This window comes from Curtobacterium sp. 8I-2 (assembly GCF_902506155.1).
Classification (GTDB): Bacteria; Actinomycetota; Actinomycetes; order Actinomycetales; family Microbacteriaceae; genus Curtobacterium; species Curtobacterium poinsettiae.
The window spans coordinates 590,586-615,809 of record NZ_LR732826.1 but is presented as its reverse complement, the minus strand read 5'-3'; the positions used below and the strand labels follow the sequence as shown (position 1 = coordinate 615,809).

25 protein-coding genes are annotated in these 25,224 nt (G+C 71.9%); 18 read left to right on the top strand and 7 right to left on the bottom strand.

The genetic code is table 11. The features are described 5' to 3' along the window. The first annotated feature begins 9 nt into the window (after positions 1-9). The 10 genes from BOSE127_RS02985 to BOSE127_RS02940 all read left to right on the top strand — a co-directional run bounded on the left by BOSE127_RS02985 (position 10) and on the right by BOSE127_RS02940 (position 10,980). Positions 10-987: a carbohydrate ABC transporter permease gene (locus tag BOSE127_RS02985; RefSeq protein WP_140448581.1), complete on the top strand. Its 978-nt coding sequence runs from the start codon at positions 10-12 to the stop codon at positions 985-987. Then, positions 984-1,844, top strand: coding sequence for a carbohydrate ABC transporter permease (locus tag BOSE127_RS02980; protein WP_031260151.1), 861 nt, complete (start codon positions 984-986; stop codon positions 1,842-1,844). Before BOSE127_RS02985 ends, BOSE127_RS02980 begins: the two co-directional genes overlap by 4 nt. Further along, complete coding sequence (locus tag BOSE127_RS02975) at positions 1,841-2,614, top strand: hypothetical protein (protein ID WP_052481653.1); 774 nt, start codon at positions 1,841-1,843, stop codon at positions 2,612-2,614. Before BOSE127_RS02980 ends, BOSE127_RS02975 begins: the two co-directional genes overlap by 4 nt. A 34-nt stretch (positions 2,615-2,648) precedes the next feature. Next, entirely contained in the window at positions 2,649-2,843 is a 195-nt protein-coding gene (locus tag BOSE127_RS02970) for a hypothetical protein (RefSeq protein ID WP_017887924.1), read from the top strand. 54 nt (positions 2,844-2,897) lie between these two features. After that, a complete protein-coding gene (locus BOSE127_RS02965) occupies positions 2,898-4,583 on the top strand; it encodes a bifunctional 3'-5' exonuclease/DNA polymerase (RefSeq protein ID WP_159556149.1) in 1,686 nt (561 codons plus the stop codon). A 43-nt stretch (positions 4,584-4,626) separates the two neighbouring features. Further along, on the top strand, positions 4,627-5,445 hold the full coding sequence (locus BOSE127_RS02960; protein WP_159556148.1) for a phosphatase PAP2 family protein: 819 nt from the start codon (positions 4,627-4,629) through the stop codon (positions 5,443-5,445). Between the two features lie 147 nt (positions 5,446-5,592). Then, a complete protein-coding gene (locus tag BOSE127_RS02955) occupies positions 5,593-7,179 on the top strand; it encodes a serine/threonine-protein kinase (RefSeq protein ID WP_071250065.1) in 1,587 nt (528 codons plus the stop codon). A gap of 46 nt (positions 7,180-7,225) precedes the next feature. Then, on the top strand, positions 7,226-10,438 hold the full coding sequence (locus tag BOSE127_RS02950; RefSeq protein WP_236559485.1) for a GH92 family glycosyl hydrolase: 3,213 nt from the start codon (positions 7,226-7,228) through the stop codon (positions 10,436-10,438). Between the two features lie 34 nt (positions 10,439-10,472). Further along, positions 10,473-10,703 carry a hypothetical protein gene (locus BOSE127_RS02945; protein WP_071250069.1) on the top strand — a complete coding sequence of 77 codons (231 nt, stop codon included), beginning with the start codon at positions 10,473-10,475 and terminating at the stop codon, positions 10,701-10,703. Positions 10,704-10,767: 64 nt separating this feature from the next. Then, positions 10,768-10,980 (top strand): hypothetical protein, encoded by a 213-nt coding sequence (locus BOSE127_RS02940; protein ID WP_139179591.1) that lies wholly within the window; start codon positions 10,768-10,770, stop codon positions 10,978-10,980. A gap of 129 nt (positions 10,981-11,109) precedes the next feature. Here the strand turns inward: BOSE127_RS02940 and BOSE127_RS02935 are convergent, their stop codons facing one another. From BOSE127_RS02935 to BOSE127_RS02925, 3 genes are read right to left on the bottom strand one after another with little or no spacing between them, the layout of a single operon-like run. Next, positions 11,110-11,637, bottom strand: a complete 528-nt coding sequence (locus BOSE127_RS02935; protein WP_071250071.1) for a GNAT family N-acetyltransferase — start codon at positions 11,635-11,637, stop codon at positions 11,110-11,112. A 37-nt stretch (positions 11,638-11,674) separates the two neighbouring features. Beyond that, positions 11,675-12,613: an aldo/keto reductase gene (locus BOSE127_RS02930; protein WP_017887933.1), complete on the bottom strand. Its 939-nt coding sequence runs from the start codon at positions 12,611-12,613 to the stop codon at positions 11,675-11,677. Positions 12,614-12,664: 51 nt separating this feature from the next. Continuing rightward, a complete protein-coding gene (locus BOSE127_RS02925) occupies positions 12,665-13,285 on the bottom strand; it encodes a CG0192-related protein (RefSeq protein WP_159556147.1) in 621 nt (206 codons plus the stop codon). Positions 13,286-13,352: 67 nt separating this feature from the next. Between BOSE127_RS02925 and BOSE127_RS02920 the strand changes: the two genes are divergently transcribed. Further along, complete coding sequence (locus BOSE127_RS02920; protein ID WP_159556146.1) at positions 13,353-14,165, top strand: putative RNA methyltransferase; 813 nt, start codon at positions 13,353-13,355, stop codon at positions 14,163-14,165. Between the two features lie 13 nt (positions 14,166-14,178). On the opposite strand, the gene BOSE127_RS02915 is transcribed toward BOSE127_RS02920, so the two are convergent. Then, complete coding sequence (locus BOSE127_RS02915) at positions 14,179-14,712, bottom strand: hypothetical protein (protein WP_017887936.1); 534 nt, start codon at positions 14,710-14,712, stop codon at positions 14,179-14,181. 96 nt (positions 14,713-14,808) lie between these two features. Then, the gene (locus BOSE127_RS02910; protein WP_071250075.1) at positions 14,809-15,228 is read right to left on the bottom strand and encodes a VOC family protein; all 420 of its coding nucleotides are present in this window, start codon (positions 15,226-15,228) and stop codon (positions 14,809-14,811) included. Between the two features lie 62 nt (positions 15,229-15,290). On the opposite strand from BOSE127_RS02910, the gene BOSE127_RS02905 reads away from it, so the two are divergent. Next, on the top strand, positions 15,291-16,247 hold the full coding sequence (locus BOSE127_RS02905; RefSeq protein ID WP_159556220.1) for a helix-turn-helix transcriptional regulator: 957 nt from the start codon (positions 15,291-15,293) through the stop codon (positions 16,245-16,247). Here the strand turns inward: BOSE127_RS02905 and BOSE127_RS17295 are convergent, their stop codons facing one another. Together BOSE127_RS17295 and BOSE127_RS17290 are read right to left on the bottom strand one after the other, a co-directional pair. Beyond that, positions 16,248-16,781, bottom strand: coding sequence for an Abi family protein (locus BOSE127_RS17295; RefSeq protein WP_236559496.1), 534 nt, complete (start codon positions 16,779-16,781; stop codon positions 16,248-16,250). Further along, positions 16,756-17,094, bottom strand: coding sequence for a hypothetical protein (locus BOSE127_RS17290; protein WP_236559497.1), 339 nt, complete (start codon positions 17,092-17,094; stop codon positions 16,756-16,758). Before BOSE127_RS17290 ends, BOSE127_RS17295 begins: the two co-directional genes overlap by 26 nt. A gap of 343 nt (positions 17,095-17,437) precedes the next feature. On the opposite strand from BOSE127_RS17290, the gene BOSE127_RS02895 reads away from it, so the two are divergent. From BOSE127_RS02895 to BOSE127_RS02870, 6 genes are all read left to right on the top strand, one after another. Further along, positions 17,438-17,527, top strand: a complete 90-nt coding sequence (locus BOSE127_RS02895) for a potassium-transporting ATPase subunit F (protein ID WP_017887940.1) — start codon at positions 17,438-17,440, stop codon at positions 17,525-17,527. After that, the gene (gene kdpA, locus BOSE127_RS02890; RefSeq protein WP_159556145.1) at positions 17,527-19,209 is read left to right on the top strand and encodes a potassium-transporting ATPase subunit KdpA; all 1,683 of its coding nucleotides are present in this window, start codon (positions 17,527-17,529) and stop codon (positions 19,207-19,209) included. Before BOSE127_RS02895 ends, kdpA begins: the two co-directional genes overlap by 1 nt. Then, on the top strand, positions 19,206-21,302 hold the full coding sequence (gene kdpB, locus BOSE127_RS02885) for a potassium-transporting ATPase subunit KdpB (protein ID WP_071250081.1): 2,097 nt from the start codon (positions 19,206-19,208) through the stop codon (positions 21,300-21,302). Before kdpA ends, kdpB begins: the two co-directional genes overlap by 4 nt. Positions 21,303-21,304: 2 nt before the next feature. Next, complete coding sequence (gene kdpC, locus BOSE127_RS02880) at positions 21,305-21,904, top strand: K(+)-transporting ATPase subunit C (RefSeq protein ID WP_159556144.1); 600 nt, start codon at positions 21,305-21,307, stop codon at positions 21,902-21,904. 121 nt (positions 21,905-22,025) lie between these two features. Beyond that, entirely contained in the window at positions 22,026-24,518 is a 2,493-nt protein-coding gene (locus BOSE127_RS02875; RefSeq protein ID WP_042537560.1) for an ATP-binding protein, read from the top strand. Next, positions 24,515-25,198, top strand: coding sequence for a response regulator (locus BOSE127_RS02870; RefSeq protein WP_017887945.1), 684 nt, complete (start codon positions 24,515-24,517; stop codon positions 25,196-25,198). The genes BOSE127_RS02875 and BOSE127_RS02870 overlap by 4 nt, the downstream gene beginning before the upstream one ends. Positions 25,199-25,224: the final 26 nt, after the last annotated feature.

Sequence of the window (25,224 nt, the reverse complement as noted above, 5' to 3'; positions counted from 1 at the left end):
GACCCGCGCGTGACGATCAACACCGAGCGGCCCCCGGCCGCAGCCGCCCCCGCCCGGACGACACGTTCGCCCGGGCGGGGTGCCCCGGCTCCGCGAGGCGGCGGCGGCCGAGCGCCACGACGGACCGACGGCTGGTGGCCGTGGCTCTTCGTGCTCCCGATGCTCGTCGGCGTCGGCACCTTCTACATCTGGCCGATCATCCAGACGTTCTGGTACTCGTTCACCAGCTGGGGCGTCTTCGGCGGTGCGACCTTCACCGGCGTCGCGAACTACGTCCGGCTCGTCGGTGACCCGCAGCTGTACCAGTCGCTGCTCAACACGGTGATCTACACGGCCGTCGTCCTGGCCGGGATCCCGATCGCGGTGTGGCTGGCCAGTCTGCTGAACACCCCGGGGCTGCGGTTCGCGCAGTTCTACCGGGTGCTCTTCTTCCTGCCGTACGTCGCCATGCCCGCGGCGATCGCGCTGGTCTGGCGCATCATGTACAACGGCGACTACGGCATCGTGAACTGGTTCCTCGGGAACGTCGGCATCGACGGCCCGTACTGGATCTCGACGCCCGGCTTCGCGCTGGTCGCGGTGAGCCTGGTCGGCCTCTGGTCGTCCCTCGGCTTCTCGATGATCATCCTCGGCGCCGGGCTCAAGGACATCCCGCCGGAGCTCTACGAGGCCGCCGAACTCGACGGCGCGAGCCGGTGGCGGCAGTTCCGCTCGGTGACCGTGCCGTTGCTCAGTCCGAGCATCTTCTTCGTGGTGATCGTGACGACGATCTCGAGCTTCCAGCTGTTCGACCTGCTGTACGCGATCCTCGGCAGCACCAACCCGGTGATCCCGAAGACGATGTCGCTCGTCTTCTACTTCTACAACGCCGGGTTCATCGACAACGACAAGGGCTTCGCGGCCGCGATCGCGATGGTGATCTTCCTGCTCATCGGCATCGTCACGCTCGTGCAGTTCCGCGTCCAACGGAAGTGGGTGCAGGGATGACCGCCACCGTCACACCACCCCGGGCAGCACGCCGGCCCGGCCGTCGAGGCGGCAGCCACTGGTGGATCCACGTCGTGCTGGGCATCGGCGGCTTCGCGATGGCGTTCCCGTTCCTGTGGCAGATCATCATGTCGCTGTCCACGAACGCGCAGGTGCAGTCCGTCACGCCGGTCTTCTGGCCGGGGGAGCTGCAGTGGCAGAACTACGCGCAGGTCTTCGAACGCCTGCCGTTCCTCAGCCAGCTCGGCACGTCGGTGTCCGTCACGATCATCCGCACGATCGCGCAGATCGTCCTGTGCACGCTCGCCGGGTACGCCTTCGCCCGGATGCGGTTCCGCGGCCGGGCGGCGCTGCTCGCGATCGTGCTCTCGATCCTGCTCGTGCCCTCGCAGGTCTACCTGATCTCGCAGTACCAGATCGTGCAGGGCCTCGGCTGGCTCGACACCCTGATGGGGATCGTCGCACCCGGGCTGTTCAGCGCCTTCGGCACGTTCCTGATGCGGACCGCGTTCCTGAACATGCCGCCCGAGCTCGAAGAGGCCGCGCGGATGGACGGCGCGAACCCGTTCCAGACGTTCTGGCGGATCATGCTGCCCCTGGCCCGTCCGTCGATCAGCGTGCTCGCGATCACGACCGTGCTGTGGTCGTGGAACGAGCTGCTCTGGCCGCTCGTGGTCTCCACCCGCGCCGAGGACATGCCGCTCGCCGCCGGCCTCGCGACGCTGTCGAGCGACCGCACGATCGACTACCCGGTGCTGATGGCCGCGAGCCTGATGGCGATGGCGCCGGTGCTCATCATGTTCGTCGTGCTGCAGCGTCGGGTGATGGACGGGCTCGCCTCGTCCGGTCTGAAGTGACCACCGCGACCCCCGGCCTGGAGGCCCGTCCCGCGTCCGTCGCGGTCCTCGCCGCCGCCGTGGGGTCACCGGACGACTCCGCGACGGTGGCGGCCGCAGTGGCCGCCACCGTCGCCGACGCCGGACCCGCGGAGCGGGACGCACTGCTGGTGGCAGCGCTCCGCGCCGCGGTGCCGGACACCGCCGATGCCCTCGCGGGGCGTGGGCTCCCGCGCGCGCTCGCCGAGGCATCCGTCGCCGACGTCGACCGCAAGCTCGCGCGCTACGGGCTGCACGGCACCGGGGTGGAGTGGCTCGTCGCCGTGGTGACCGGGCGCGTGGTGGCCGTGGGGCGCCTCCAGTTCGAACTCGGCGACCACCTGGCGGACGGCACGTCGGCCTGGGGTGTGCACGTGCCGGAGACGGGGCCGCTCGACCCGGTGGCCTGCGACCGCTCGTTCGCCGACGCACCCGAGGTCCTGCGCGGCTTCGCGGGGCACCTCGCTGCGGACCGGTGGCAGTGCCGCTCCTGGATGCTCGACCCGGGGCTGCCCGCCGCGCTCGGTCCCGATGCCAACCTCGTGCGGTTCGCCCGGCGCTTCAGGCTCGTCCCGCCGGGGGAGGACGATGCGACCGAGGGGGACGCCAGCGTCGCGAAGTTCGTCTTCGGGGTGCCGTTGGCGACCGCTCGCTCCGCGGCGCCGTCCGGGCGGTTGCGTGCGGCCGTGCTCGACCGGTGGGCGAGCGGTGGGCACTGGACCGAGCGGACCGGAACGGCGCCGGTCGCGTGACCGCCCGCAGCCGCGGCCGCGTAGCGTGCACGGCATGACGAAGCCCGACCACGACCACCTCGACGACGGCGTCGACATGACGTTCGAGGAACGCCGACAGGACACGTTCCGTCGCATGTCCGGATCCGACGAGCACGACGCCGATCCGCGGGTCGAGGTCTCCCGTGCCGAGGACGGCGACGTCCGCATCGACGTCGCCGACACCGCGGCGGTCCGACCCGGCGAGTGACGCCCGTTCCGGCCCTGGTCCGCCGGGGTCGGTGGGGCACGGCATGATCGTGTCGTGCACCTCGTCCTCCGCCGCGTCGACGGCGGCGTCCTCGCGACGCCCCTGACCGACGCGGGGACCGCCGGGGGTGAGCCGGTCCGCCTGGACGAGCCGGGCCTCCCGGCCTTCGTCGCGGTCCACGACGCACCGGGCGTGCGCTGGGTGTGGGACGACACCGCGCGCTGGTACCCGGCCGTGCTCGCCGCCGGGGGTCGGGTCGGTCGCTGCGTCGACCTGCGCCTCGGTCGTCGGGTGCTGCGGGCCGCGCTCGCTGCTCGGGGATCCGTGCTCGCCGCTGCGCCGGCCGACGGCCTGGACGCCCCGGTCGCCGAAGCCCGCGTGGTCCGCCCGACGCAGGCCCAGCTCTTCGACGACGCGTTGTTCACCGCCGCCGTGCCCGACGACGAGGTCGACCCGGTGGCAGAGTTCCGCGCGCAGCTCGCCGCCGTTGCGGGGTCGAGCGCGCCCGGCGCCCTGCGCCTGCTGCTCACCGCGGAGTCAGCCGGTGCGCTCGTGGCGGCCGAGATGCTGCACGCCGGGCTGCCGTGGCGGGCCGACGTGCACGAGCGCCTGCTCGAGGACGCCCTCGGGCCGCGCGTGCCCTACGGCGTGCGGCCGCGACGGCTCGAGGAGATCGCCGCCGTCGTGCGGGAACGCCTCGACGATCCCGGTCTCAACCCGGACTCGCCCGCCGACGTGCTGAAGGCGCTCCGCCGCGTCGGCCTGATGGTCACCAGTACCCGGAAGTGGGAGCTGCAGGAGATCGAGCACCCCGTCATCGAGCCGCTGCTCGAGTACAAGCGCCTGGCGCGACTGCTCACCGCCAACGGCTGGACGTGGCTCGACGACTGGATCCGCGACGGCCGGTTCCACCCGAAGTACGTCGTCGGCGGTGTCGTCACCGGTCGTTGGGCGGCCGACGGCGGGGGAGCGATGCAGCTGCCGAAGGGCATCCGCGGAGCCGTCATCGCCGACCCCGGGTGGAAGCTCGTCGTGGCCGACGCCGCACAGCTGGAGCCCCGGGTGCTCGCCGCGATGTCCGGCGACCGGGCGATGGCCGCGGCCGGCGACGGACGCGACCTGTACGACGGCGTGGTGGCCTCGGGCGCGGTCGAGACCCGGCAGCAGGCCAAGGTGGCGATGCTCGGCGCGATGTACGGGGCGACCCAGGGCGAGGGCGGTCGGCTCGTGCCGCGCCTGGTCCGGGCGTTCCCGCAGGCGCTCGACATGGTGGAGCGCGCGGCCCGTGCGGGGGAGCGCGGCGAACCGGTGACGACGCTGCTCGGGCGGACGTCACCGGTGCCCGAGGACTCGTGGTTCGAGGCCCGGAACCAGGCCTACACGGTCGAGGGGACCCCGGCCATGCAGCGTGCCGTCGAGTCCCGCGCCCGGAGCTGGGGGCGGTTCACCCGGAACTTCGTGGTGCAGGGGACCGCGGCGGAGTGGGCGCTCGCGTGGATGGGGTCCCTGCGATCGCGGCTCCTCGCGCGGTTCCCCGGTGCCGTGACGGACGGGCCGCACCTGGTGTTCTTCGTGCACGACGAGATCGTGGTGCACGCCCCGGCGGAGCATGCGGACTGGGTGGCACAGCAGATCCGGGAGGCCGCCGTCGACGCCGGACGGCTGCTGTTCCAGGACTTCCCGGTGACGTTCCCGCTGTCGGTCGCGGTGGTGGGGGCGTACTCGGAGGCGAAGGACTGACGCTGCCGGGACGGCTCCCGGCGGCTTCGGGCAGGGTGGACGGATGCACACCGAACGCGGGGACGCCGCCGACCGCACCGTCGGCGAAGTCGACCTGACCCGCTGGCGCTCCCGGGTCGGCCGCGGTGTCGCCGGTGCGTGGACCGCACTCGGCAAGCGCTTCGGTGCCATGCCCGTGCTGCTGCTGACCCTCGCCGTGGGTCTCGGTGTCGCCGTCCTCGCCACGTGGATCGCCTCCGAGGTCTACGACGCCGTCCGTGAAGCCGACGACGTCGCGGTGCTCGACCGGCCCGTCCTCGACTGGGCCCTCACGCTCCGATCACCAACGGCCGACACGGTCGTCACCTTGTGGACCGACATCGCGGGCACGATCGGGATGCCGATCGTCGCGCTCGGGTTCCTGGTCGGCTTCACGATCCAGCGGCGTGCGTGGACGCCATTGGTGCTCCTCGTCGCCGCGAGCGGTGGTTCGCTGCTCATGACGATCGCGGGCAAGGACCTGATCGGTCGGGCGCGTCCGCCGCTGTCCGACGCGGTGCCGCCGTACGAGACGTCGCCGTCGTTCCCGTCGGGGCACACGCTCAACTCCACGGTGATCGTGGGCACCATCGTGTACCTGCTGCTCCTGCGGCAGTCGCGCGTCGTCACCCGGGTGCTGACGATCGTCGTGGGCACCTTCTTCGTGCTGTCGGTCGGTGCGTCGCGCGTGTTCCTCGGGCACCACTGGCTCACCGACGTGCTGGCGGCGTGGGCGCTCGGGCTGGCGTGGCTCGCGCTCGTGATCACGGCGCACCGGTTGTACCTGACGGCGATCCACCACGGTGCCGAGCCCGCGCCGGACGTCGACCGCGTCATCCACTGAGCAGAAGAAGTCGGGTGGCCGCGAGCGACCCGACATCTTCTGCTCACTCGACGGCCGTCCGGGCGGCCCGGGCCGCCCGGGCCGCCCGGGCCCGCGCCGCCGCGCTCCGGCAGAGCGCCGTCAGCCGCGACCGGTAGGTTGCCGGGCATGGAAGAACGGGTCTTCGGCGGCAGGTACCGCGTCACGGGTACGCTCGGACACGGTGGCATGGCGTCCGTGTACCGGGCGGTCGACGAGCAACTCGGTCGCGAGGTCGCGGTCAAGGTGTTCCGCATCGGCCCCGTCGACCGCGGTGAGCGCGCCCGCGCCGAGGCGGAGATCCAGACCCTCGCGACGCTCCGTGCCCCCGAGCTCGTCACGCTCTACGACGCCGCCCTCGACGACGTCGACGGCGACTCGTACCTCGTCATGGAACTCGTGCCGGGCAGCGACCTGGCGACGCGTCTGCGCGAGGGGCCGCTCGACCCCGCGACCGCCGCCCGCCTGGGTGCGCAGGTCGCCGACGGCCTGGCCGCCGTGCACGCGCAGGGGATCGTCCACCGTGACGTGAAGCCCGCGAACGTGCTGCTCGAGAGCGACGGCCGGCACGTGAAGCTCGCCGACTTCGGGATCGCCCTGCTCCGCGACGCCTCGCGCGTGACGGGGACGGGCACCGTGATGGGCACGGCCGCGTACCTGGCACCGGAGCAGGTCCTGGCGCAGGAGATCACCGGCAAGGCCGACGTCTACTCGCTCGGACTCGTGCTGCTCGAGTGCCTGACCGGCCGCCAGCCGTTCCCGGGCAGCGCCGTCGAGTCCGCCACCGCCCGGCTCACCCGCTCGCCCGAGATCGACCGCCAGCTGCCGACGGCCTGGCGGACCCTCCTGCACGTGATGACGGCGCAGGACCCGGCGGAGCGCCCGACCGCCGCCGAGGCTGCCGAGCGCCTGCGTGCCCTGGGCCGCGACGAGCCCACCAACGCCACGCAGCTCCTGCCCGGTGCGCCCGGTGCGGTGACGGCCGCGGCCGCCGGCGCGGCTGGTGCCGCAGTCGGCGCCGCCGCAGCGGCGAACGCCGACGACCGGACGCGGGCGATGCCGGCGAGCGAACTACCGAACGGTGGCGCGCAGCCAGGTGACGACGCCACGCGCGTCCTCGACACCCACCGTCCGAACGCCGCTGACGACGTCTCGACGACCGTCCTCGGCGCCCAGGCGAACGGCCGTGGTGCATCGGGCCCGAGCGGGCCGACCCCGCCGCCGGTCGCGCCCCGCCCGGTCCGGGGCGACCAGCCGGAGGACCAGCCGGCGAAGAAGAAGCGCGGGCCCCTCATCGCCGCGATCATCGTGATCGTCCTGGTGCTCATCGGCATCGGTGTGGCCGTGTTCGCCCTGAACGGTGACGGTGACGGCACGCCGGCTCCGACGGACACCACCTCGACGGCTCCGACGGAGCAGCAACCGACCGAGGACCCGGGGCAGGAACAGCAGCCGAGCGAGCCGGCGGAGCAGCAGCCGTCCCAGGAGCAGCAGCCGTCGCAGCCGGCCGAGGAGCCCAGCGAGCAGCCGAGCGAACCGACCGAGCCGGAGCAGCCCACGCAGGACCCGCCCGTCGGCCCGGAGCCGAGCACCCCCGCCTCGAACCCGGTGCAGGCGCCCCAGGACGGCACCGGCGCGGTCGACACCTCGTCGGACAAGGGCCCCGGTGCCGGCCCCGGCAAGTCCGGCAGCGCCCCCGGGCAGAACAGGGACTGACACGCTGGGGTTTTCGTCCAGTTCCTGGAGCAAATAGGCTCGCACGGTGCGAGAACTGCAACGGAGCGGTGGTCCGACGACGGCCGTGGCCGCTCGGAACGGTGTCGGCTTCGGTTCTGCCGCGGGCTGGCTCGTCGAACGACCAGCGGGCGCGTCGGTGGCCGAGGCGATCGTCCCCGGCCTCACCGGACGCACCATCGCCCCCGGCGACGAGCTGTCCTGGGTCTGGTTCCCCGAGCGGACCCTGCCCGACGGGGCGACGGAGCCGACGGAAGCAGACCTGCCGCACTTCTGGGACGCCACGGCCTTCGCCGTCGACGTCCTCTTCACCGACGGCTCGCGGCTGCGTGAGCACGCGGGGGCCCGCGACCAGTACGGCGACGTGGTCACCCCGGGCGCGCAGGACACCGCACGCAAGCAGTGGGTGGACCAGTGGAACCGCCGAGCGGTCGACCTCACGCCGTTCGCGGGGCTGGTCGTCGACCGTCTGGAGGCCCGGCTCGGCTCCGACACGTCGGCTGCGGTCACCGACGGCGAGCGTCCGGCACTGCGCGGCTGGCTCGACGCCGTCCGGATCGGTCCCGCGCGCCCGACCCCGACGACCGCGCTCGGCCACGTCCGGACGACCCGCGGCACCCAGGCGTCGTCCCGGTTCTCCCGCGGCAACAACGCGCCGCTCGTCGGCGTCCCGCACGGCGGCGTGTTCGGCCTGCCGATGACGGACGCCTCGAGCAACCGCTGGCCGTACGCCTACCAGGAGCACGACCGGCTCGACGACCAGGGACGACTCCGTCCGGCGATCCAGGCCTTCGCGACGAGCCACATCCCGTCGCCGTGGATGGGCGACCGCGGGGTGTTCCAGGTGATGCCCTCGCCGCTCGACACCCCTGACGTCGACCGGGCTGCCCGCGCGCTCGGGTTCGACCACGAGGACGAGCAGGACGGCCCGCACCGCTACCGGGTCGCGCTCGACCACGGTGTGACGGCCGAGCTGACCGCAGGGGAGTTCGCCCTCGGGTTCCGGTTCACCGGTACCCGCAGCGTCGTGCTCGACCACCACGGCCGGGTGTCCGACGTCTCCGTGACGGTCACCGACGGCACCGCCGTGGTCGAAGCTCTGCTCGACGACCGCCCCGGCACCCCGCCGCACCACGTGCACCTGCGGGTCGCCGGGGTCACCGCCGACCACACGACGATCGGCGAGCACGAGCTGCGCGGCTGGCTGTCCGTGGGGGAGCCCGGCGGCACCGGCGGCCCGGTCGACGTCCTGCTCGGCATCTCGACCGTCTCGATCGAGGACGCCCGCGCGAACCTCGACGACGCCGGCTCGTTCGACGCCATGTGCTCCCGTGCCGAGGCGCTGTGGACCGAGAAGCTCGCGACGCTGTCCTTCGACGGCGCGAGCCCCGACCAGCTGACGAGCCTGTACTCGGGTCTGTACCGGCTGTTCCTCTACCCGAACCGTGCCGGGGAGACCGCCTTGACCGGCGCCCCGCGGCACCGTTCTCCGTACGGCGACGTGCTGGCGGACCCGATCCGCGACGAGCCCGGGCCGGAGACCGTCGACGGCCCGTTCACCACCACGAACGGCTTCTGGGACACCTACCGCACCGCCTGGCCGCTCCTCGGACTCCTGACCCCCGACACCGCGGGCGAGCTGGCCCAGGGCTTCGTCGAGCACCACCACGACGGCGGGTGGACCCCGCGCTGGAGCGCGCCCGGCGCCGAGGACTGCATGACCGGCACCACGAGCGACACCGTCTTCGCCGACCTCGCGGTGAAGGGCGTGCGCGGCTTCGACCTGGCCGAGGCGTACCGGAGCGCGGTGCGGAACGCGACCGTTCCGCCGCGTGACGAGCGCGTCGGACGCAAGGGGAGCCTCCCGGGCGCCTTCCGCGGCCACGTCGACACGGCGACCCACGAGGGGATGTCGTGGACCCTGGACGCGGCCATCAACGACTGGGGTCTGGCCGTCATGGCGGGCCTGCTCGCATCGCGTGCGCGGACGCCCGCCGACCTGTCCCGGTACGAGGCCGAGGCCGAGTGGTTCGCCCGCCGGTCCCTGCAGTACCGGCACGTCTTCGACTCCGAGCGCGGGTTCTTCATCGGCCGCGACCCGGACGGCTCGTGGCGCGTGGGAACCGAGTTCGACCCGCGCGACTGGGGCGACGACTACACCGAGACGAACGCGTGGGGTACCGCGTTCACGGCGCCGCACGACGGCGCCGGCATCGTCGACCTGCACGGCGGGCCGGAGCGCTTCGACGCCGCCCTCGACGCCTTCTTCGCGGCCCCCGAGACCGGCGCCCTCGCACGCTCGGGGTCGTACGGGTTCCCGATCCACGAGATGACCGAGGCCCGCGACGTGCGGATGGGCATGCTCGGGCTGTCGAACCAGCCCGCGCACCACATCCCCTTCTTCCCGATGTTCACCGGGCGCCACGACGACGCGCACCGCATCGTCCGCGAATCGCTCGAGCGGCTGTTCGTCGGGTCCGACCTCGGCCAGGGCTACCCCGGCGACGAGGACAACGGCGAGATGAGCGCCTGGTACGTCTTCGCCACCATCGGCCTGTACCCGCTGGCGCCGTCGACCGGCACCTACGTGCTCGTGCCGCCGTCGGTCCGCAGGACCGTGCTGCGACAGCCTGGGCCCACGCCGCCGGATCCTGACCGACGCGCCAGCGGCGGGCAGGCCGTGCCGGTGGGGAGAGGAACGGAGACGGTCATCGAGATCGCCGCCGGCTCCGCAGGCGCGTACGTGGCGTCGGTGACGGTCGACGGCTCGCCCTGGACCTCGGTCACCATCCCGCACAGCGTGGTCGTGGCCGCGTCGCGGATCGAGTTCACACTGTCCGACGAACCGCAGGGCTGGGCGTCGGACACCCGCCCCGTCTCGGCCTCCGACGTGCACGGCTACCGGGACGCCCCCGTGGACGTCCTGCCCATCGGGGTCTCGGCGCTCACCGACGACACCGGCCGCACCGTCACGGGGCTCGCCGCCGGGGAGTCCGTCTCGTTCGACGTGTCGTGCGCCGCCGCTTCGCTGTACACGGTGACGGTGGCATCGCCCGGGTCGTACTCGTGGCGGGTCGGCCTCGACGACACCGTCACCGCGGTCGACGGCGCCGAGTTCACGTGGGCCGGCCAGACCCGGGTGTTCCGGATCATCGGCGGTGGTTCGTCGTTCACGTTCACCGCGGGCACCGACCTGGCACTCACGCAGCTCGAGCTCATCGCGGCCGACGGACAACGCTGACTGCGCGTGCACCGAGCGGGAGCATGCTCCCCCCATGTCGATGAGCGCACCGTTCGATCCCGAACAGCAGGGCCGGTCCATCCCCGTGGACGGCAGTGACGAGTCCGAGCTCAAGGTGGAGGAGGACCGCGGCGCCGACGTCGGCGACGATTCCGCCGACCCGAGCGTCTCGCCCGTCAGCCACCACGACGAGGACGAGGCCGGCGGCGGCCCGGTGTTCCGGCGTCCGCACGCCGGCGAACGGCTGCACCCGGACGACCTCTGATCGTTCCGGGGGTCCTCCGGGGATTCTTGGGCGATTGCCAAGCGGCTCGGGCATGCTCGTGCGCATGTCGATCGCGAACTCGTGGGACCCGTCCGGTGGCCGTGCGATCCCGGAGGACCAGGTCCGCCAGGACGGGCTCGAACTCGACGAGGACCCGGCGATGCTGGGGATCTCGTTCGACGTCGTGGGTGGCGCCTCCGCCGATCCCGCCGGGGTGTCCCCGGTCGACGTGAACGTTCCGACGCCGAGGTCTGCTGGTTCCGCCTCCGACGACTAGCGCGCCTGGTCGAATCGGGCGTACCTGGTCGAATCGGGCATACCTGGTCGAATCGCGCATACCTGGTCGGAAATTTCGACCAGGTACGCCCGAAAGCACCTTGCATCGCACGCGTTCTGGGAAAGAACGTCAGCGCGCCGAAGGGTCGGGGACCCGGTACTTGAACCCGACGTGCGAGCCGGTGAAGCCGAGACGCTCGTAGAACCGGTGCGCATCGGTCCGTGCAGCGTCCGACGTGAGTTGCACGAGCGGGGTCCCGAGGGCCGGCGCCGCGACGTCGGTGACCCAGCGCATCAGCGCACTCCCGATGCCGGCAGATCGGCGTGCACTGCTGACCCGCACCGCCTCGACGAGCAGTCGGGTGGCACCACGACGAGCCATCCCGGGGATCCGGGTGAGTTGCAGCGTCCCGACGAGCCGCCCGTCGGCGTCCTCGGCGACGAGCAGCGCGTTCGCCGGGTCGTCCACGATCGATCGGAGTGCCTCGGCGTACCGCGGTCGGTCCTCCGGCGCGGCGACGTCACCACGTGCAGCGCTGATCGGGTCGTCGGACAACAGTGCCATGAGCGCATCGAGGTCCTCGTCCACCGCGTCCCGCAGCGTCACCTCGCCGGAGCGTGTGGTCAGGCGGACAGGCAGGGCGAGGTCGTTGAGCACGATCCCACCCTGCCCGACCTGACCGGGCGGTCCCGGTTCAGGGAACGGTGTGTCCGGCCGCGGTGAAGATCCGGTACCACTCCTCGCGCGACAGCTCGACGTCCGAGCCGGCGGCCGAGTCCCGCACGCGCTGCGGGTTCGTCGTGCCGAGGACGACCTGGAAGTGCGCGGGGTGGCGGGTGATCCACGCGACCGCGATGCCGGTCGGGGTGACTCCGTGCGCGGCGGCGACCTCCTCGAGCACGTCGTTCAGCTCGGCGTACTGCTCACGGTCGCCCAGGAAGACGCCGTCGAAGAAGCCCTTCTGGAACGGCGACCAGGCCTGCAGCGTGATGTCGTTGATGCGCGAGTAGTTGAGGATGTCGTTGTCGCGGTCGACCGACTGCTCGAGGCCGCCCATGTTCGCGGTCAGGCCCTGCGAGATCACGTTGGCGTGCGTGATGCTCAGCTGCACCTGGTTGAACGCGAGCGGCTGGCGGACGTGCTTCTTGAGCAGGTCGACCTGGCCGGGGGTGTGGTTCGAGACGCCGAAGTGGTGCACCTTGCCGGCGGCGTGCAGCTCGTCGAATGCCTTCGCGACCTCTTCCGGCTCGACCAGGGCGTCGGGGCGGTGCAGCAGCAGCACGTCGACGTACTCGGTCTGCAGTGCCTCGAGCGACTCGTGCACGGACTCGAGGATGTGCTCGTACGAGAAGTCGAAGTACGCGCCCTTCGGCGTCGGCCGGATGCCGACCTTGGTCTGCAGCACGATCTCGGCGCGTTCCGCGGGCGTCAGCGTGACGGCGGCGCCGAACCGCTCCTCGCAGCCGTGCCACTCGCCGTAGACCGCGGCGTGGTCGAACATGTTCACGCCCGCATCGCGCGAGGCGCTGTAGAGCGAACGGATGCCCTCGTCGCTCATGTCGTTGATCCGCATCAGTCCGACGACGACGTCGGAGGCGGTGAGGTCTGTCTGTGGCAACTCCAGTGTCTTCACGTCGTCGATCCTGCCAGCCGGTCCCCGGCACAGGCAGGCCCTGCCAGTACCTCAGGCGCGTTCGGGCAGCAGGACGGCGAGCACCTCGGAGCCGTCCGTCCACGTCCCGGTCAGCGTCTCGCCCTCGGGCAGGGCCAAACCGACGACCCGAGCGACGACGATCGTGCCGTGGTCGGTCGCGATCGACGTCACCGCACCCGTCGTCGTCGCGTGCAACGAGGTGATCGTGGGGGAGTCGGGTTCGGAGCCGCTGCCGCTGGCCCAGGCGTCCTTCGGCCGCTGTCCGGCACCGTTGGCCAACTCGAGCTCCGCTTCGTGCCCGCCGGTGACGATCGCCCGGCGCAGCACGTCGGCGTGCACGGGATCGCCCACCGCGTCGTACACCCACCGTCGTCCGAGCACGGAGTGGTCCATTTCGGTCACCAGGAACGCGTCGGCACCCGGCAGCGGTGCGTCCCGGTAGGTCAGTGGCGCCTGCAGGACCCGGCCGCCGTCGGTGCGGACGAGCAGCACTTCGATGCCGACCTCGCCAGCGGGGTCGTCGAACCGGAACTGCCCGACGACCTCGAGCGGCGCTCCCGCGACGACGCCGCTCCACGTCTGGTCGGGGAGCCAGGCGGCGAGCGCCTCGGCCTTGGAGGGGCGGAGCGTTGCCTGCTCGATGACTGCCATGTCCTGACCGTACTGCCGCGCAGCACCGACATCCGGTCAGGGGGAGCCAGGCCCGTACGCTGGGCCGGTGCGTGACGACCTGCTGCCGATGCTCGCCTGCCCCGTGTGCGCCGAGCCCCTCGGCCGCGTCGACGGCGGCCAGGTCGGCTGCCCGAACGGTCACCGGTTCGACGAGGCGAAGCAGGGCCACCTGACGCTCCTGCCCGCGAAGCGGCGTGCGCTCACCGCGGACACCCCGGAGATGGTGGACGCGCGGCTGCGGTTCCTGGGGCGCGGCCACTACGCGCCCGTCGAGCGGGCGCTCGCCGTAATCGTCGCGGACACGACCGCGCCCGGCATCGTCCTCGACGTCGGTTCCGGCCCGGGGACCTACCTGGCGCGTGCGCTGCGCGCGGCGGACGGGAGGCTCGGGGTCGCGCTCGACCTGTCGGCCGTCGCGATCCGGCGTGCGGCACGCGCCCACGAGCGCGCGGGGGCCGTCGTCGGTGACGTGACCGAGCGCCTCCCGGTCGTCGACGGCGCTGCCGCCGTCCTGCTCGACGTCTTCGCACCCCGCAACCAGACCGAGTACGCCCGCGTCCTGCACGCCGACGGCGTGCTCGTGGTGGTGACCCCGCGGACCGGCCACCTGGCGGAGCTCGCCGAGGCGACGATCAGCGTGGACCCGGAGAAGGAGCGCCGACTGCACGACTCCCTGACGCCGTCGTTCGCGCTGCGGTCCTCCGAGGACCTGATGTGGTCCATGGAGCTGTCGGCGGAGGACGTCCACGACGTCGTGCACATGGGGCCGAGCCACCACCACGTCTCGGCGGAGCAGGTGTTCGCGCCGACGAGCGTGACCGCGACCGTGACGGTCAGCACCTGGAGCCGCTCGGGCTGATCCTCCGACCGGGTCAGCGCTCGCCCACGTCCCGCGGACTGTCCTGTTCGGCCCGCCGACGGGCGGTGTGGGCTCGCCCGCGCACACGGTCGACGGCCATCCCGATCCGGGCGAGCAGGAGGACGACGCCCAGGCTCCCGGCTCCGATCGGCGTCACGAACAGCCCGAGGTCGATGCCGGGCATCCGCCACCAGTCGATCGACCACGCGGCGACGAGCGCGAACCCGAGCAGGAGCGCGCCCGTCCACCACCACCGCCCGGGGACCCGGACGGTGCCGAGACCGGCGAGCACGAGGAGCGCCCAGCACCCCTCCGGCGCGAAGGACCGCGGGTCGCTCGTGCCGCAGGTGGACACCGCGCACTCCCACTCGACCTGGTCGGCCACGCCCGCGTACCAGTGGAACAGCAGCGCGGCAGCGACGACGGCGACGAGTGCGACCGGCGGCCCGATCCAGCGCCACACGCTGCCGAACCGGGAGCGGCGTCGGCGGGCGGCCACCCATCCGTGGCCGAGCTCGTAACCGGGCATCGGGCGGAACTCGGGCATGCCAGCACGCTATCGGCGGCTGGATTCCGTGGGGAAGTGGTTCACAAACGTCCGAGCGTCGGTGCGGGGCGGGACCATCCGGGCCGCACCGCCGCGTCACTCGGTCGGGGCCGCGACGTCGAGCTGCCAGACCACGCCGAAGCGGTCGCGCAGCTGCCCGGCCAACGGTGCCCAGGCCGAGGGTTCCAGGGGCTGCCGGACCTCGGCGCCCTCGGACAGTGCCGCCCAGTACCGCTCGATCTCGGCCGTGTCGTCGCCGTGCACGAACACGTAGAAGGCGTTCGATCCCTGGTCGTAGGGCTGCCCGGGCCAGACGTCGAAGGCCATGACACGGAAGCCGGCGGGCGTGGAGACCTGCCCGAAGACGATGCGGTCCGCCCAGGCCGGGTCGTCCAGGGCGCCCATCTGGCCGTAGGTGGCGGCGGTGACCTCGCCGCCGAAGACCGATGCGTAGAAGTCGAGCGCCGCGCGGGCGTCGCCGTCGAAGTTGAGGTGGGTTGTCGTTTCGATGCTCATGGGACGAGGATCTCGGGCAATGCGGTCAGATCATGTCCGCTTCTCGGACGAAGATGGACGCCATGGCCGGACCCTCCGCACGGATGCTCGCGCTGCTCTCCCTGCTCCAGGTGCACCGCGACTGGCCGGGCGACGAGCTCGCCGGGCGGCTCGAGGTCAGTCCCCGTACGGTCCGCCGCGACGTCGATCGACTCCGTGGGCTCGGGTACCGGGTCGAGGCGCTCCGCGGCCCGGCCGGCGGCTACCGGCTCGAAGCCGGTTCCGACCTGCCCCCGCTGCTCTTCGACGACGACCAGGCGGTGGCGATCGCCCTGGCGCTCGCCGTGGCGCCGGCCTCGGGGGCGGACGTCGCCGAGTCGGCGGCCCGCGCCCTGGCGACCGTCCGGCAGGTGATGCCCGCGCGGCTGCGGTCCCGGGTCGACGCGGTGCAGGCCGTGACCGCGACGAGCCGGACCACCACCGACCCGGAGGTCCTGGTGGCGGTGAGCGAGGCCGTCCACCTGCACGAGGTCTTCCGCTTCGGGTACGGAGAGGACGAGACTCCGCACCGGGTGGAACCGCACGCCGTCGTCGCCCGGAACGGTCGCTGGTACCTGCTCGACTGGGATGCCGACCGCGACGACTGGCGCACGCACCGCATCGACCGGATCACGCCGCGGATGCGCACCCGCGTCCCCTTCACGCCGCGACCGATCCCCGGTGGCGATGCGGCCGCGTTCGTGTCCGCGCGGTTCAAGGGGGCGGCGGTCGACGACGTGTGGCCGTGCACCGGTTCGGTGACCACGACGGCGGGCGATGCGCGGCGGATCGCGCCGTACCTGCCCGAGGACGCCGTGGTCGAGCAGCTCGAGGGCGACCGGGTCAGCGTCACCCTCGGATCGTGGTCGTGGGACGGGCTCGCGGGCGTGGTGTCAGGATTTGCGGTCGACTTCGTCGTCGCGGGTCCGGAGGAGCTCGTCGAGGCCGTGGCAGACCTCGCTGACCGGTTGCGCACGGCCGGCACGCGTCGCCCAGCGTGATCAGTGGGGACCTGTCCGGAGCGCGTGGTCCAGCCAACCGCCGCCGACACCCATCGACGAGAGATCGAGGTGTTCGTTGCTCGGGAAGGCCCCGAGGAGAGCGGCCACGCGCTCGGCCCAGTCGTGGTCGGACGGGACCGACCTGAGCAGGTAGGCCATCACCGCCAAGGTGTTGTAGACACCGAACTGCTTCGGGGCATCGGTTCCCGAGAGATGTGCGAGGAGCGGTACCGCACCGGACCTCGGCCGTTTCGGGACCACGACCAACTTCCGGTTGAACAGACGCGCATGGTGTGCTGCGACGTTCCGGACGTAGTTGACCGAGGCGAGCCAGCTCAGCATCGTCTTCTTGGTCGGGACGCCGAACTCTCGGGCGATCCGGGTGGCGACGTCGTTCCGGAGACCGCCGTACAGCCGAGCGAGGTGTCCCAGTTCGAGGATTTCGGTGAGTGCCCAGATGGGCATCCGGTCGTCGTACTCGGTTCGGAAGTGTGCGACGAACTGTTCGTCAGAGGAATCCTGTCGGTCTCGCACTCGCTGCAGCCACGCCGTGTGTGCGCTGGAGCCATCCGGTGGGTCGGGCCGAGGTGCAGTGAACGCTCCGGTGTCCGGCTGCTGCGAACTCCGTCCCTGCTCGGTACCGGTCGTGGACCTCGCCGTGTCGGCGGCCGACCTCATCGGTGACCGATGACGATTCACGGAAGGGATAGAGGTATCCGGTGAGGCGGTAGTAGCCGACTTCGCGCAGTACCGATCCCGCGACGCCCCGATCACCGATGCGGACTCCCTTGGAAGCCAGCTTCCCGATCTGCTCACCGATCGAGAGCCACGGTTTCACGTACTCCATGCGCCCCCCCGAGACAAGAAAATCGGCCCGAGCCGTGAGGCGAGCGGGCCGATCGTGATGCTGAAACCCTACCAGGATCCGCGTCACGGGATCGAGCGCTCTCCACAGGCGTTAGGAGCGTGCATGCGTCCGCCAGGGCGGCGTCAGGGATCCGTTAGGAGCGGACTGGAGGCCCGGCGCAGGATCCAGCATCGGTTCGGCACCACAAGTGGTGCCGGTCCGCGTCACCCGGCGCGGACACCGCAGACCTTCTGGAGTCCCTCGTGTTCGACGTGTTCGTCGTCGCCGGTGTCCTCGCCGTGTTCGGCGTGGTGGCACTGATCGCCAAGGGGGTGGAACGGCTGTGATCGGCATCACCATCGCGGCCGCCGTCCTCGGCATCGCCGCTGTCGTGTACCTCGTCTGGGCGCTCGTGCGTCCGGAGCGCTTCTAGTGGGCGCCGCGGACCTCTGGGCGGGCATCGCCCAGGTCGCCACCCTCGTCCTGCTGCTCGTCGTCGCGTACCGCCCGCTCGGCGACTGGATGGCGAAGGTCTTCACACCCGTCCGGCACAACCGGGTCGAGCGCGGGGTCTACCGGCTGATCGGCGTCGATCCGGACGCCGAGCAGTCCTGGCCCGTGTACCTGCGCGGGGTGCTGCTCTTCAGCGTCGCCGGGCTCCTGCTCGTCTACCTGCTGCAGCGCATCCAGGTCGTCCTGCCCGGCGACCTCGGACTGCCCGGTGTCGGACCCTCGCTTGCGTTCAACACCGCGGCGTCGTTCGTGTCGAACACGAACTGGCAGTCGTACTCGCCCGAGGTCACCCTCGGCTACACCGTGCAGATGGCCGGCCTCGCGGTGCAGAACTTCCTGTCCGCAGCCGTCGGCCTGGCGGTCGCCGTGGCGCTGGTGCGCGGGTTCGCCCGTCGCAAGTCCGGCACCCTCGGCAACGTGTGGGTGGACATCGTCCGCGGGCTGGGCCGGCTGCTGCTGCCCGGGGCGTTCGTCTTCGCGATCGTGCTCGTCGCCGGCGGGGTCGTCCAGTCGTGGGGGAGCGGCACCGACGTCACCACGCTCATCGGTGGCACGCAGCACATCCCCGGCGGGTTCGTCGCCTCGCAGGAGGCGATCAAGGAACTCGGCACGAACGGTGGCGGCTACTTCAACGCGAACTCGGCGCACCCGTTCGAGAACCCGCAGGCGTGGACGAACCTCGTCGAGATCTTCCTCATGCTCGTCATCCCGTTCTCGCTCCCGCGCACGTTCGGGCGGCTCGTCGGGGACGACCGCCAGGGCTACGCGATCCTCGCCGTGATGAGCGCGATCTTCCTCGTCTCGCTGTCGGTCATGTCGATCGCCGAGCTCGGCGGCGGCGGGATCGCCACACACGCCGCCGGGGCCGCGATGGAGGGCAAGGAGAGCCGCTTCGGCATCCTCGGTTCGACGCTCTTCTCGACCGCGACCACCTCGACGTCCACCGGCGCCGTCAACGCGATGCACGACAGCTACACCCCGATCGGCGGGATGATGGCGCTCGTCAACATGATGCTCGGCGAGGTCACCCCCGGCGGCGTCGGCTCCGGCCTGTACGGCATGCTCGTGCTCGCCGTCATCACGGTGTTCATCGGCGGCCTGCTCGTCGGCCGAACCCCGGAGTACCTCGGCAAGAAGATCCGCGCCAAGGAGATGACCTTCGCGGCGCTGTACATCCTCGTCACGCCGACGCTCGTGCTCCTGGCCACCGGGCTCTCGCTCGTGATCCCCGGGGTCCGCGAACAGGTGCTCGGGACGTCGATCTTCAACCCCGGCAACCACGGGCTGACCGAGCTGCTCTACGCCTTCACCTCGGGCGCGAACAACAACGGCTCGGCCTTCGGCGGACTCACCGCGAACACCACGTGGATGAACTCCTCGCTCGGCGTCGTGATGCTGCTCGGCCGCTTCGTGCCGATGGTGTTCGTCCTGGCGCTCGCCGGGTCCCTCGCGGCGCAGGACCGGGTGCCGGAGACCGCCGGCACGCTGCCCACCCATCGCCCGCTCTTCATCGTGCTGCTCGGCGGCGTCGCCGTCATCGTCACCGCACTCACCTACTTCCCGGTGCTCGCACTGGGTCCGCTCGCAGAAGGACTGTCATGACCACCGTGACCTCCGAGCACGAGGCGACCACCGCCTCCAGGCCGGCCATCCGCTCGTCCGCATTCGGACCCCGCCAGCTGGTGGCGGGCCTCCCGGGCGCCCTGCGGAAACTCGATCCGCGACTCATGTGGCGGAACCCCGTCATGTTCATCGTCGAGGTCGGCGCGGCGCTGACGACGGCAGCCGCCGTCGTCGAGCCGTCCGCCTTCACGATCGCCATCGCCGTCTGGCTCTGGCTCACCGTCGTCTTCGCCAACCTGGCGGAGTCGGTGGCCGAGGGCCGCGGCAAGGCCCAGGCCGACACCCTGCGGAAGACCCGCTCGACCACGAGTGCCCGCCGGGTGCTCGGGTACGCGACGTCCGACGCGGCCGCGACCGGCAACGCGACCGAGGAGGTCGCTTCCGTCGACCTGGCCAAGGGCGACGTGGTCCTGGTCGTCGCGGGCGAGGTCATCCCGGGCGACGGTGACGTCATCGACGGCATCGCGTCGGTCGACGAGTCGGCCGTCACGGGTGAGTCGGCACCGGTCATCCGCGAGTCCGGCGGCGACCGCAGCGCCGTCACCGGCGGCACCCGCGTGCTGTCCGACCGGATCGTGGTGCGCATCACCTCGACCCCGGGCGAGACCTTCATCGACCGGATGATCCGTCTGGTCGAGGGTGCGGCACGGCAGAAGACGCCGAACGAGATCGCGCTGAACATCCTGCTCGCCTCGCTGTCGATCGTCTTCGTGATCGTCTGCCTGACGATGCAGCCCATCGCGGGGCTCGTCGGTGCGACGGTCAGCGTGCCGGTGCTCATCGCCCTGCTCGTCTGCCTCATCCCGACCACCATCGGGGCCCTGCTCTCCGCGATCGGCATCGCCGGCATGGACCGACTCGTGCAGCACAACGTGCTCGCGATGTCGGGCCGCGCGGTCGAGGCCGCCGGTGACATCACGACGCTGCTGCTCGACAAGACCGGCACGATCACCTACGGCAACCGCCGGGCATCCCGCGTGGTGCCCGTGCCGGGCGTGACGACCGCCGACCTGCTCGAAGCCGCAGCGCTGTCGAGTGCCGCGGACAGCACCCCGGAAGGACGCTCGATCGTCGACCTGGCGCGCGAGGACGGCGCCGCCGTGGGCCTGCCGGACGGGGCCGTCGAGGTGCCGTTCACGGCGCAGACGCGCATGTCCGGTCTCGACCTGCCCGACGGATCGCAGATCCGGAAGGGTGCCGCTGCGGCTGTGCTCGCATGGGCGGACACCACCGAAGCCGGTGTTGTTTCGGCCATCGACGCGACCGTCGCGGAGATCTCCGACCAGGGCGGCACGCCGCTCGTCGTCGGCCGTCGGTCGTCGACCGGTGCGGTCACGCTGCTCGGCGTCGTGCACCTGAAGGACGTCGTCAAGGACGGCATGGCATCACGGTTCGCCGAGCTCCGGTCGATGGGCATCCGCACGGTGATGATCACCGGTGACAACCCCCGCACCGCGGCGGCCATCGCCCACGAGGCCGGCGTCGACGACTTCCTGGCCGAGGCCACCCCGGAGGACAAGCTCGCCTACATCAAGCGCGAGCAGGAGGGCGGCAACCTCGTCGCCATGACCGGTGACGGCACCAACGACGCCCCGGCCCTGGCCCAGGCGGACGTCGGCGTCGCGATGAACACCGGTACGACGGCGGCGAAGGAGGCGGGCAACATGGTCGACCTCGACTCCGACCCGACCAAGCTCATCGACGTCGTCCGCATCGGCAAGCAGCTGCTCATCACCCGCGGTGCCCTGACCACCTTCTCCATCGCCAACGACGTCGCGAAGTACTTCGCGATCATCCCGGCGATGTTCCAGGCCGCGTTCCCGGGCCTCGCGGCGCTCAACATCATGGGGCTGCACAGCCCGTCGTCCGCGATCCTGTCGGCGGTCGTCTTCAACGCGCTGGTCATCGTGGCGCTCATCCCGCTGTCCCTGCGTGGCGTCAAGTACCGCGCAGCCGCAGCGTCGTCGATCCTCGGCCGCAACCTGCTCGTCTACGGGCTGGGCGGCGTGGTCGTCCCCTTCATCGGCATCAAACTGATCGACCTCGTGGTCGGTCTCATCCCGGGGTTCTAGTCATGGCATCTGCACGTTCCACCTTCCGTTCCGCCGGTGTGGCCATCCGCCTCACCCTCGTCGCCACCGTCGTCCTCGGCGTCGGGTACCCGCTCGCCGTCTGGGGCGTCGGCCAGGCGGCGTTCCACGACCAGGCCAACGGCTCGATGGTCACGGACTCGTCCGGCAAGGTCGTCGGTTCCTCGTTGATCGGGCAGTCGTTCACCGGGAAGCAGGCCGACCGCTGGTTCCAGTCGCGGCCGTCCGCCGCCGGGGACGGCTACGACGCGGGGGCGTCCTCCGGCTCGAACCTCGGGCCGAACAACGCCGACCTGCTCAAGGCCGTCGAGGAGCGTCGTACCGCCCTGGCGAAGGCCGACGGGGTCCCCGCCGCACAGGTGCCGGCCGACGCCGTGACCGCCTCGGGTTCGGGGCTCGACCCGGACATCAGCCCGGAGTACGCACGCCAGCAGGTGGCGCGCGTGGCATCGGCGCGGGGGTTGTCCGCCGCCACCGTGCGGCAGCTCGTGCAGTCGCACACCGAGTCGCGGCAGCTCGGGTTCCTCGGTGAGCCCGTGGTGAACGTGCTCGCGCTGAACCTGGCGCTGGCGAAGGCCTCCTGAGCGTGGGCGACCCCTCCGCAAGACACCGGTGCTCGCGCGTCGAACACTCGCAGACCGCGGTGCGACAGGTGAACACCGGTGTTTTGCGGAGACCGACCCCCGCACGCGAGAGGATGAGCACGTGAAGCGCGGGAAGCTGCGGGTCCTGCTCGGTGCAGCGCCCGGTGTCGGCAAGACCTACACGATGCTCGAAGAGGGGCGTCGGCTGCTCGACGAGGGTCGCGACGTGGTCGTCGCCGTCGTCGAGACGCACGAGCGCGCCGCCACCGCGGCCCTGGTGAACGGGCTCGAGGTGGTGCCCCGCCGCACCGTCTCGCACCGCGGCGTCGACCTGGACGACCTCGACCTCGACGCTGTCATCGCCCGGGCACCCGAGGTCGCGCTCGTCGACGAACTCGCCCACACGAACGCCCCCGGCAGCCCGAACGAGAAGCGCTGGCAGGACGTCGAGGCGCTGCGGGACGCCGGCATCGACGTCATCTCGACGGTCAACGTGCAGCACATGCAGTCCCTCGGCGACGTGGTCCGCGAGATCACCGGCACCGTGCAGCGCGAGACCGTCCCCGACGCCGTGGTGCGCGCGGCCGACCAGATCGAGGTCGTCGACCTGGCCCCGGCAGCGCTGCGCGAACGGCTCTCCGACGGGCTCGTGTACCCGGCGGCCCGGATCGACGCCGCGCTGTCGAACTACTTCCGCCTCGGCAACCTCACCGCCCTGCGCGAGATCGCCCTGCTCTGGCTCGCGGACGAGGTCGACGACGCGCTCAAGGCCTACCGCGCCGAGCACGGCATCGAGCACCGCTGGGAGACCCGGGAGCGCGTGCTCGTCGCCCTGACTGGCGGCCCCGAGGGCGAGACCCTGCTGCGCCGCGGCGCCCGCATCGCCGCCCGCAGCGCCGGCGGCGAGCTCGCCGCCGTCCACGTGACCACGAACGACGGCCTGCGCGTGCGGCACCCCGGCGCGCTCGGCAAACAGCGGACCCTGCTCGAGCAACTCGGTGGGACGTACCACCAGGTCGTCGGCGACGACGTACCGAGCACCCTGGTGCGGTTCGCACGGTCGATCGACGCCACCCAGATCGTGATCGGGGTCAGCCGCCGCAGCCGGCTCGCGGCCGCCATGACCGGTCCGGGCATCGGCAACACCGTCATCCGGGAGTCCGGCGACATCGACGTGCACGTCGTCACGCACGAGCGGGCCGGCGGCGGGATCACCCTGCCGAAGCTCGGGGGCAGTCTGTCCCGCGGACGCGTGATCGCCGGGTTCGTGCTGTCGGTCCTGGTCGGCCCGCTGCTCACGTGGGTGCTGTCGATCGGCAGCGACCCGGACGCCATCACGGTCGACGTGCTGGCGTACCAGCTGCTCGTGCTCGTCGTGGCGCTCGTGGGCGGGATGTGGCCGGCGGTGTTCGCGGCCGTGCTGTCCGGGCTGAGTCTCGACTACTTCTTCGTGCAACCCCTCTACATGGTGACGGTCCAGCAGCCGTGGCACCTGTTCGCGCTGGTCATGTACGTCATCAGCGCGGTGCTGGTCAGCTTCGTGGTCGACCGGTCCGCCCGCCGGTCACGTGCCGCCCGTCGGGCCTCGGCCGAGTCCGGGCTCCTGATGGGCATCGCCGGCAGTGTGCTCCGTGGTGACGACGCCCTGCAGGCGCTGCTCGACCGCACCCGTGAGGCCTTCGGCTTCGCCGGCGTCCGGATCCGCCAGGGCGACGAGGTACCGGCGACCTCCGGCGAGTTCGGTGCGACGCCGGACGCGTCGACGACGCTCGCTTCCGGCGCCGTGCTCGAGTTCGCCGGCGCGCCCGACGACCCGACCCAGCGCCGACTGCTGCGGGTCGTCGAGCAGCAGCTCGACGCCGCCGTCGAGCACCGCGAGCTGACCCGCACTGCCGTCGGCGCCGAACGCATCGCCGCCGCCGACCGGGTTCGCAGCGCACTGCTCGCGGCCGTCGGCCACGACGTGCGCCGACCGATCGCAGCGGCCTCCGCCGCCGTGCAGACGCTGCGTGCGCCCGACATCGACCTGTCCGGACCCGACCGGGAGGCGCTGCTCGCGACGGCCGACGAGAGCCTCGGTCAGCTGGCGGTGCTGTTGGCAGACCTGCTGGACGTCAGCCGCGTGCAGGCCGGTGTCCTCGCGGTCACCCCGGCGTCGATCGCACTCGAGACGGTGGTCGCCCCCGCACTCGACGAGCTCGAGCTCGGCCCCGACGACGTCGACCTCGACCTGCCCGCCGACCTGCCGCCGGTGCTCGCCGACCCCGTCCTGCTGCAGCGCGTCGTCGTGAACCTGCTCGCCAACGCCGCCCGGTACGCCCCGGAGGGCACCCACGTCCGGGTCGCCGCCAGCGCCTTCGCCGGCGTGGTCGAACTCCGCGTCGCCGACCACGGCCCCGGGATTCCCGCGGACCGCCGCGACGAGGTGTTCCAGCCGTTCCAGCGGCTCGGCGACACCGACAACGAGACCGGCCTCGGGCTCGGCCTGGCTCTGGCACGCGGGTTCACCGAGGGCATGGGCGGCACGATCGAGGTCGACGACACCCCGGGCGGTGGCCTCACCGTCGTGGTGCGGCTGCCGATCGCCGGGCACGTGGGAGTGGAGATCCGATGAAGGTCCTGATCGCTGACGACGACGCGCAGCTCGTCCGTGCGCTGTCGGTGACGCTCTCGGCGCGAGGGTACGACGTCGTCACGGCTCGGGACGGGCGCGAGGCGATCGACGCCGTCATCACCGAGCGCCCCGACCTGGTGCTCCTCGACCTCGGCATGCCCCGACTCGACGGCATCGGGGTGCTCGAGGGCGTCCGGGCCTGGTCGCAGGTGCCCGTCCTGGTGCTCTCCGGCCGGACCGACTCGTCCGACAAGGTCGACGCGCTCGACGCCGGTGCCGACGACTACGTGACGAAGCCGTTCCAGATGGACGAGCTCCTCGCCCGGCTGCGGGCACTCGGACGACGCCGGGTGGTGGCGACGGAGGAGACCCCGACGATCGCGATCGGACCGCTGCTCGTGGACCTCGTCGCGAAGCAGGTCACCCCGGCCGAGGGTCCGGCGATCCGCCTGACGCCCACCGAGTGGCGCCTGCTCGAGGTCCTGGTCACGAACCCCGACCGGCTGATGACCCGCGAGATGCTGTTGACCGAGGTCTGGGGGCCGACGCACGGCAACGACTCCGGGTACCTGCGCCTCTACATGGCCCAGCTGCGGCGGAAGCTCGAGCCCGACCCCGCGCACCCGCGCTTCCTGGTGACGGAGTCCGGAATGGGGTACCGCTTCGCCCCCGGAGCGTAGGAACCCGGTACGCGTCGCGGTCCCGA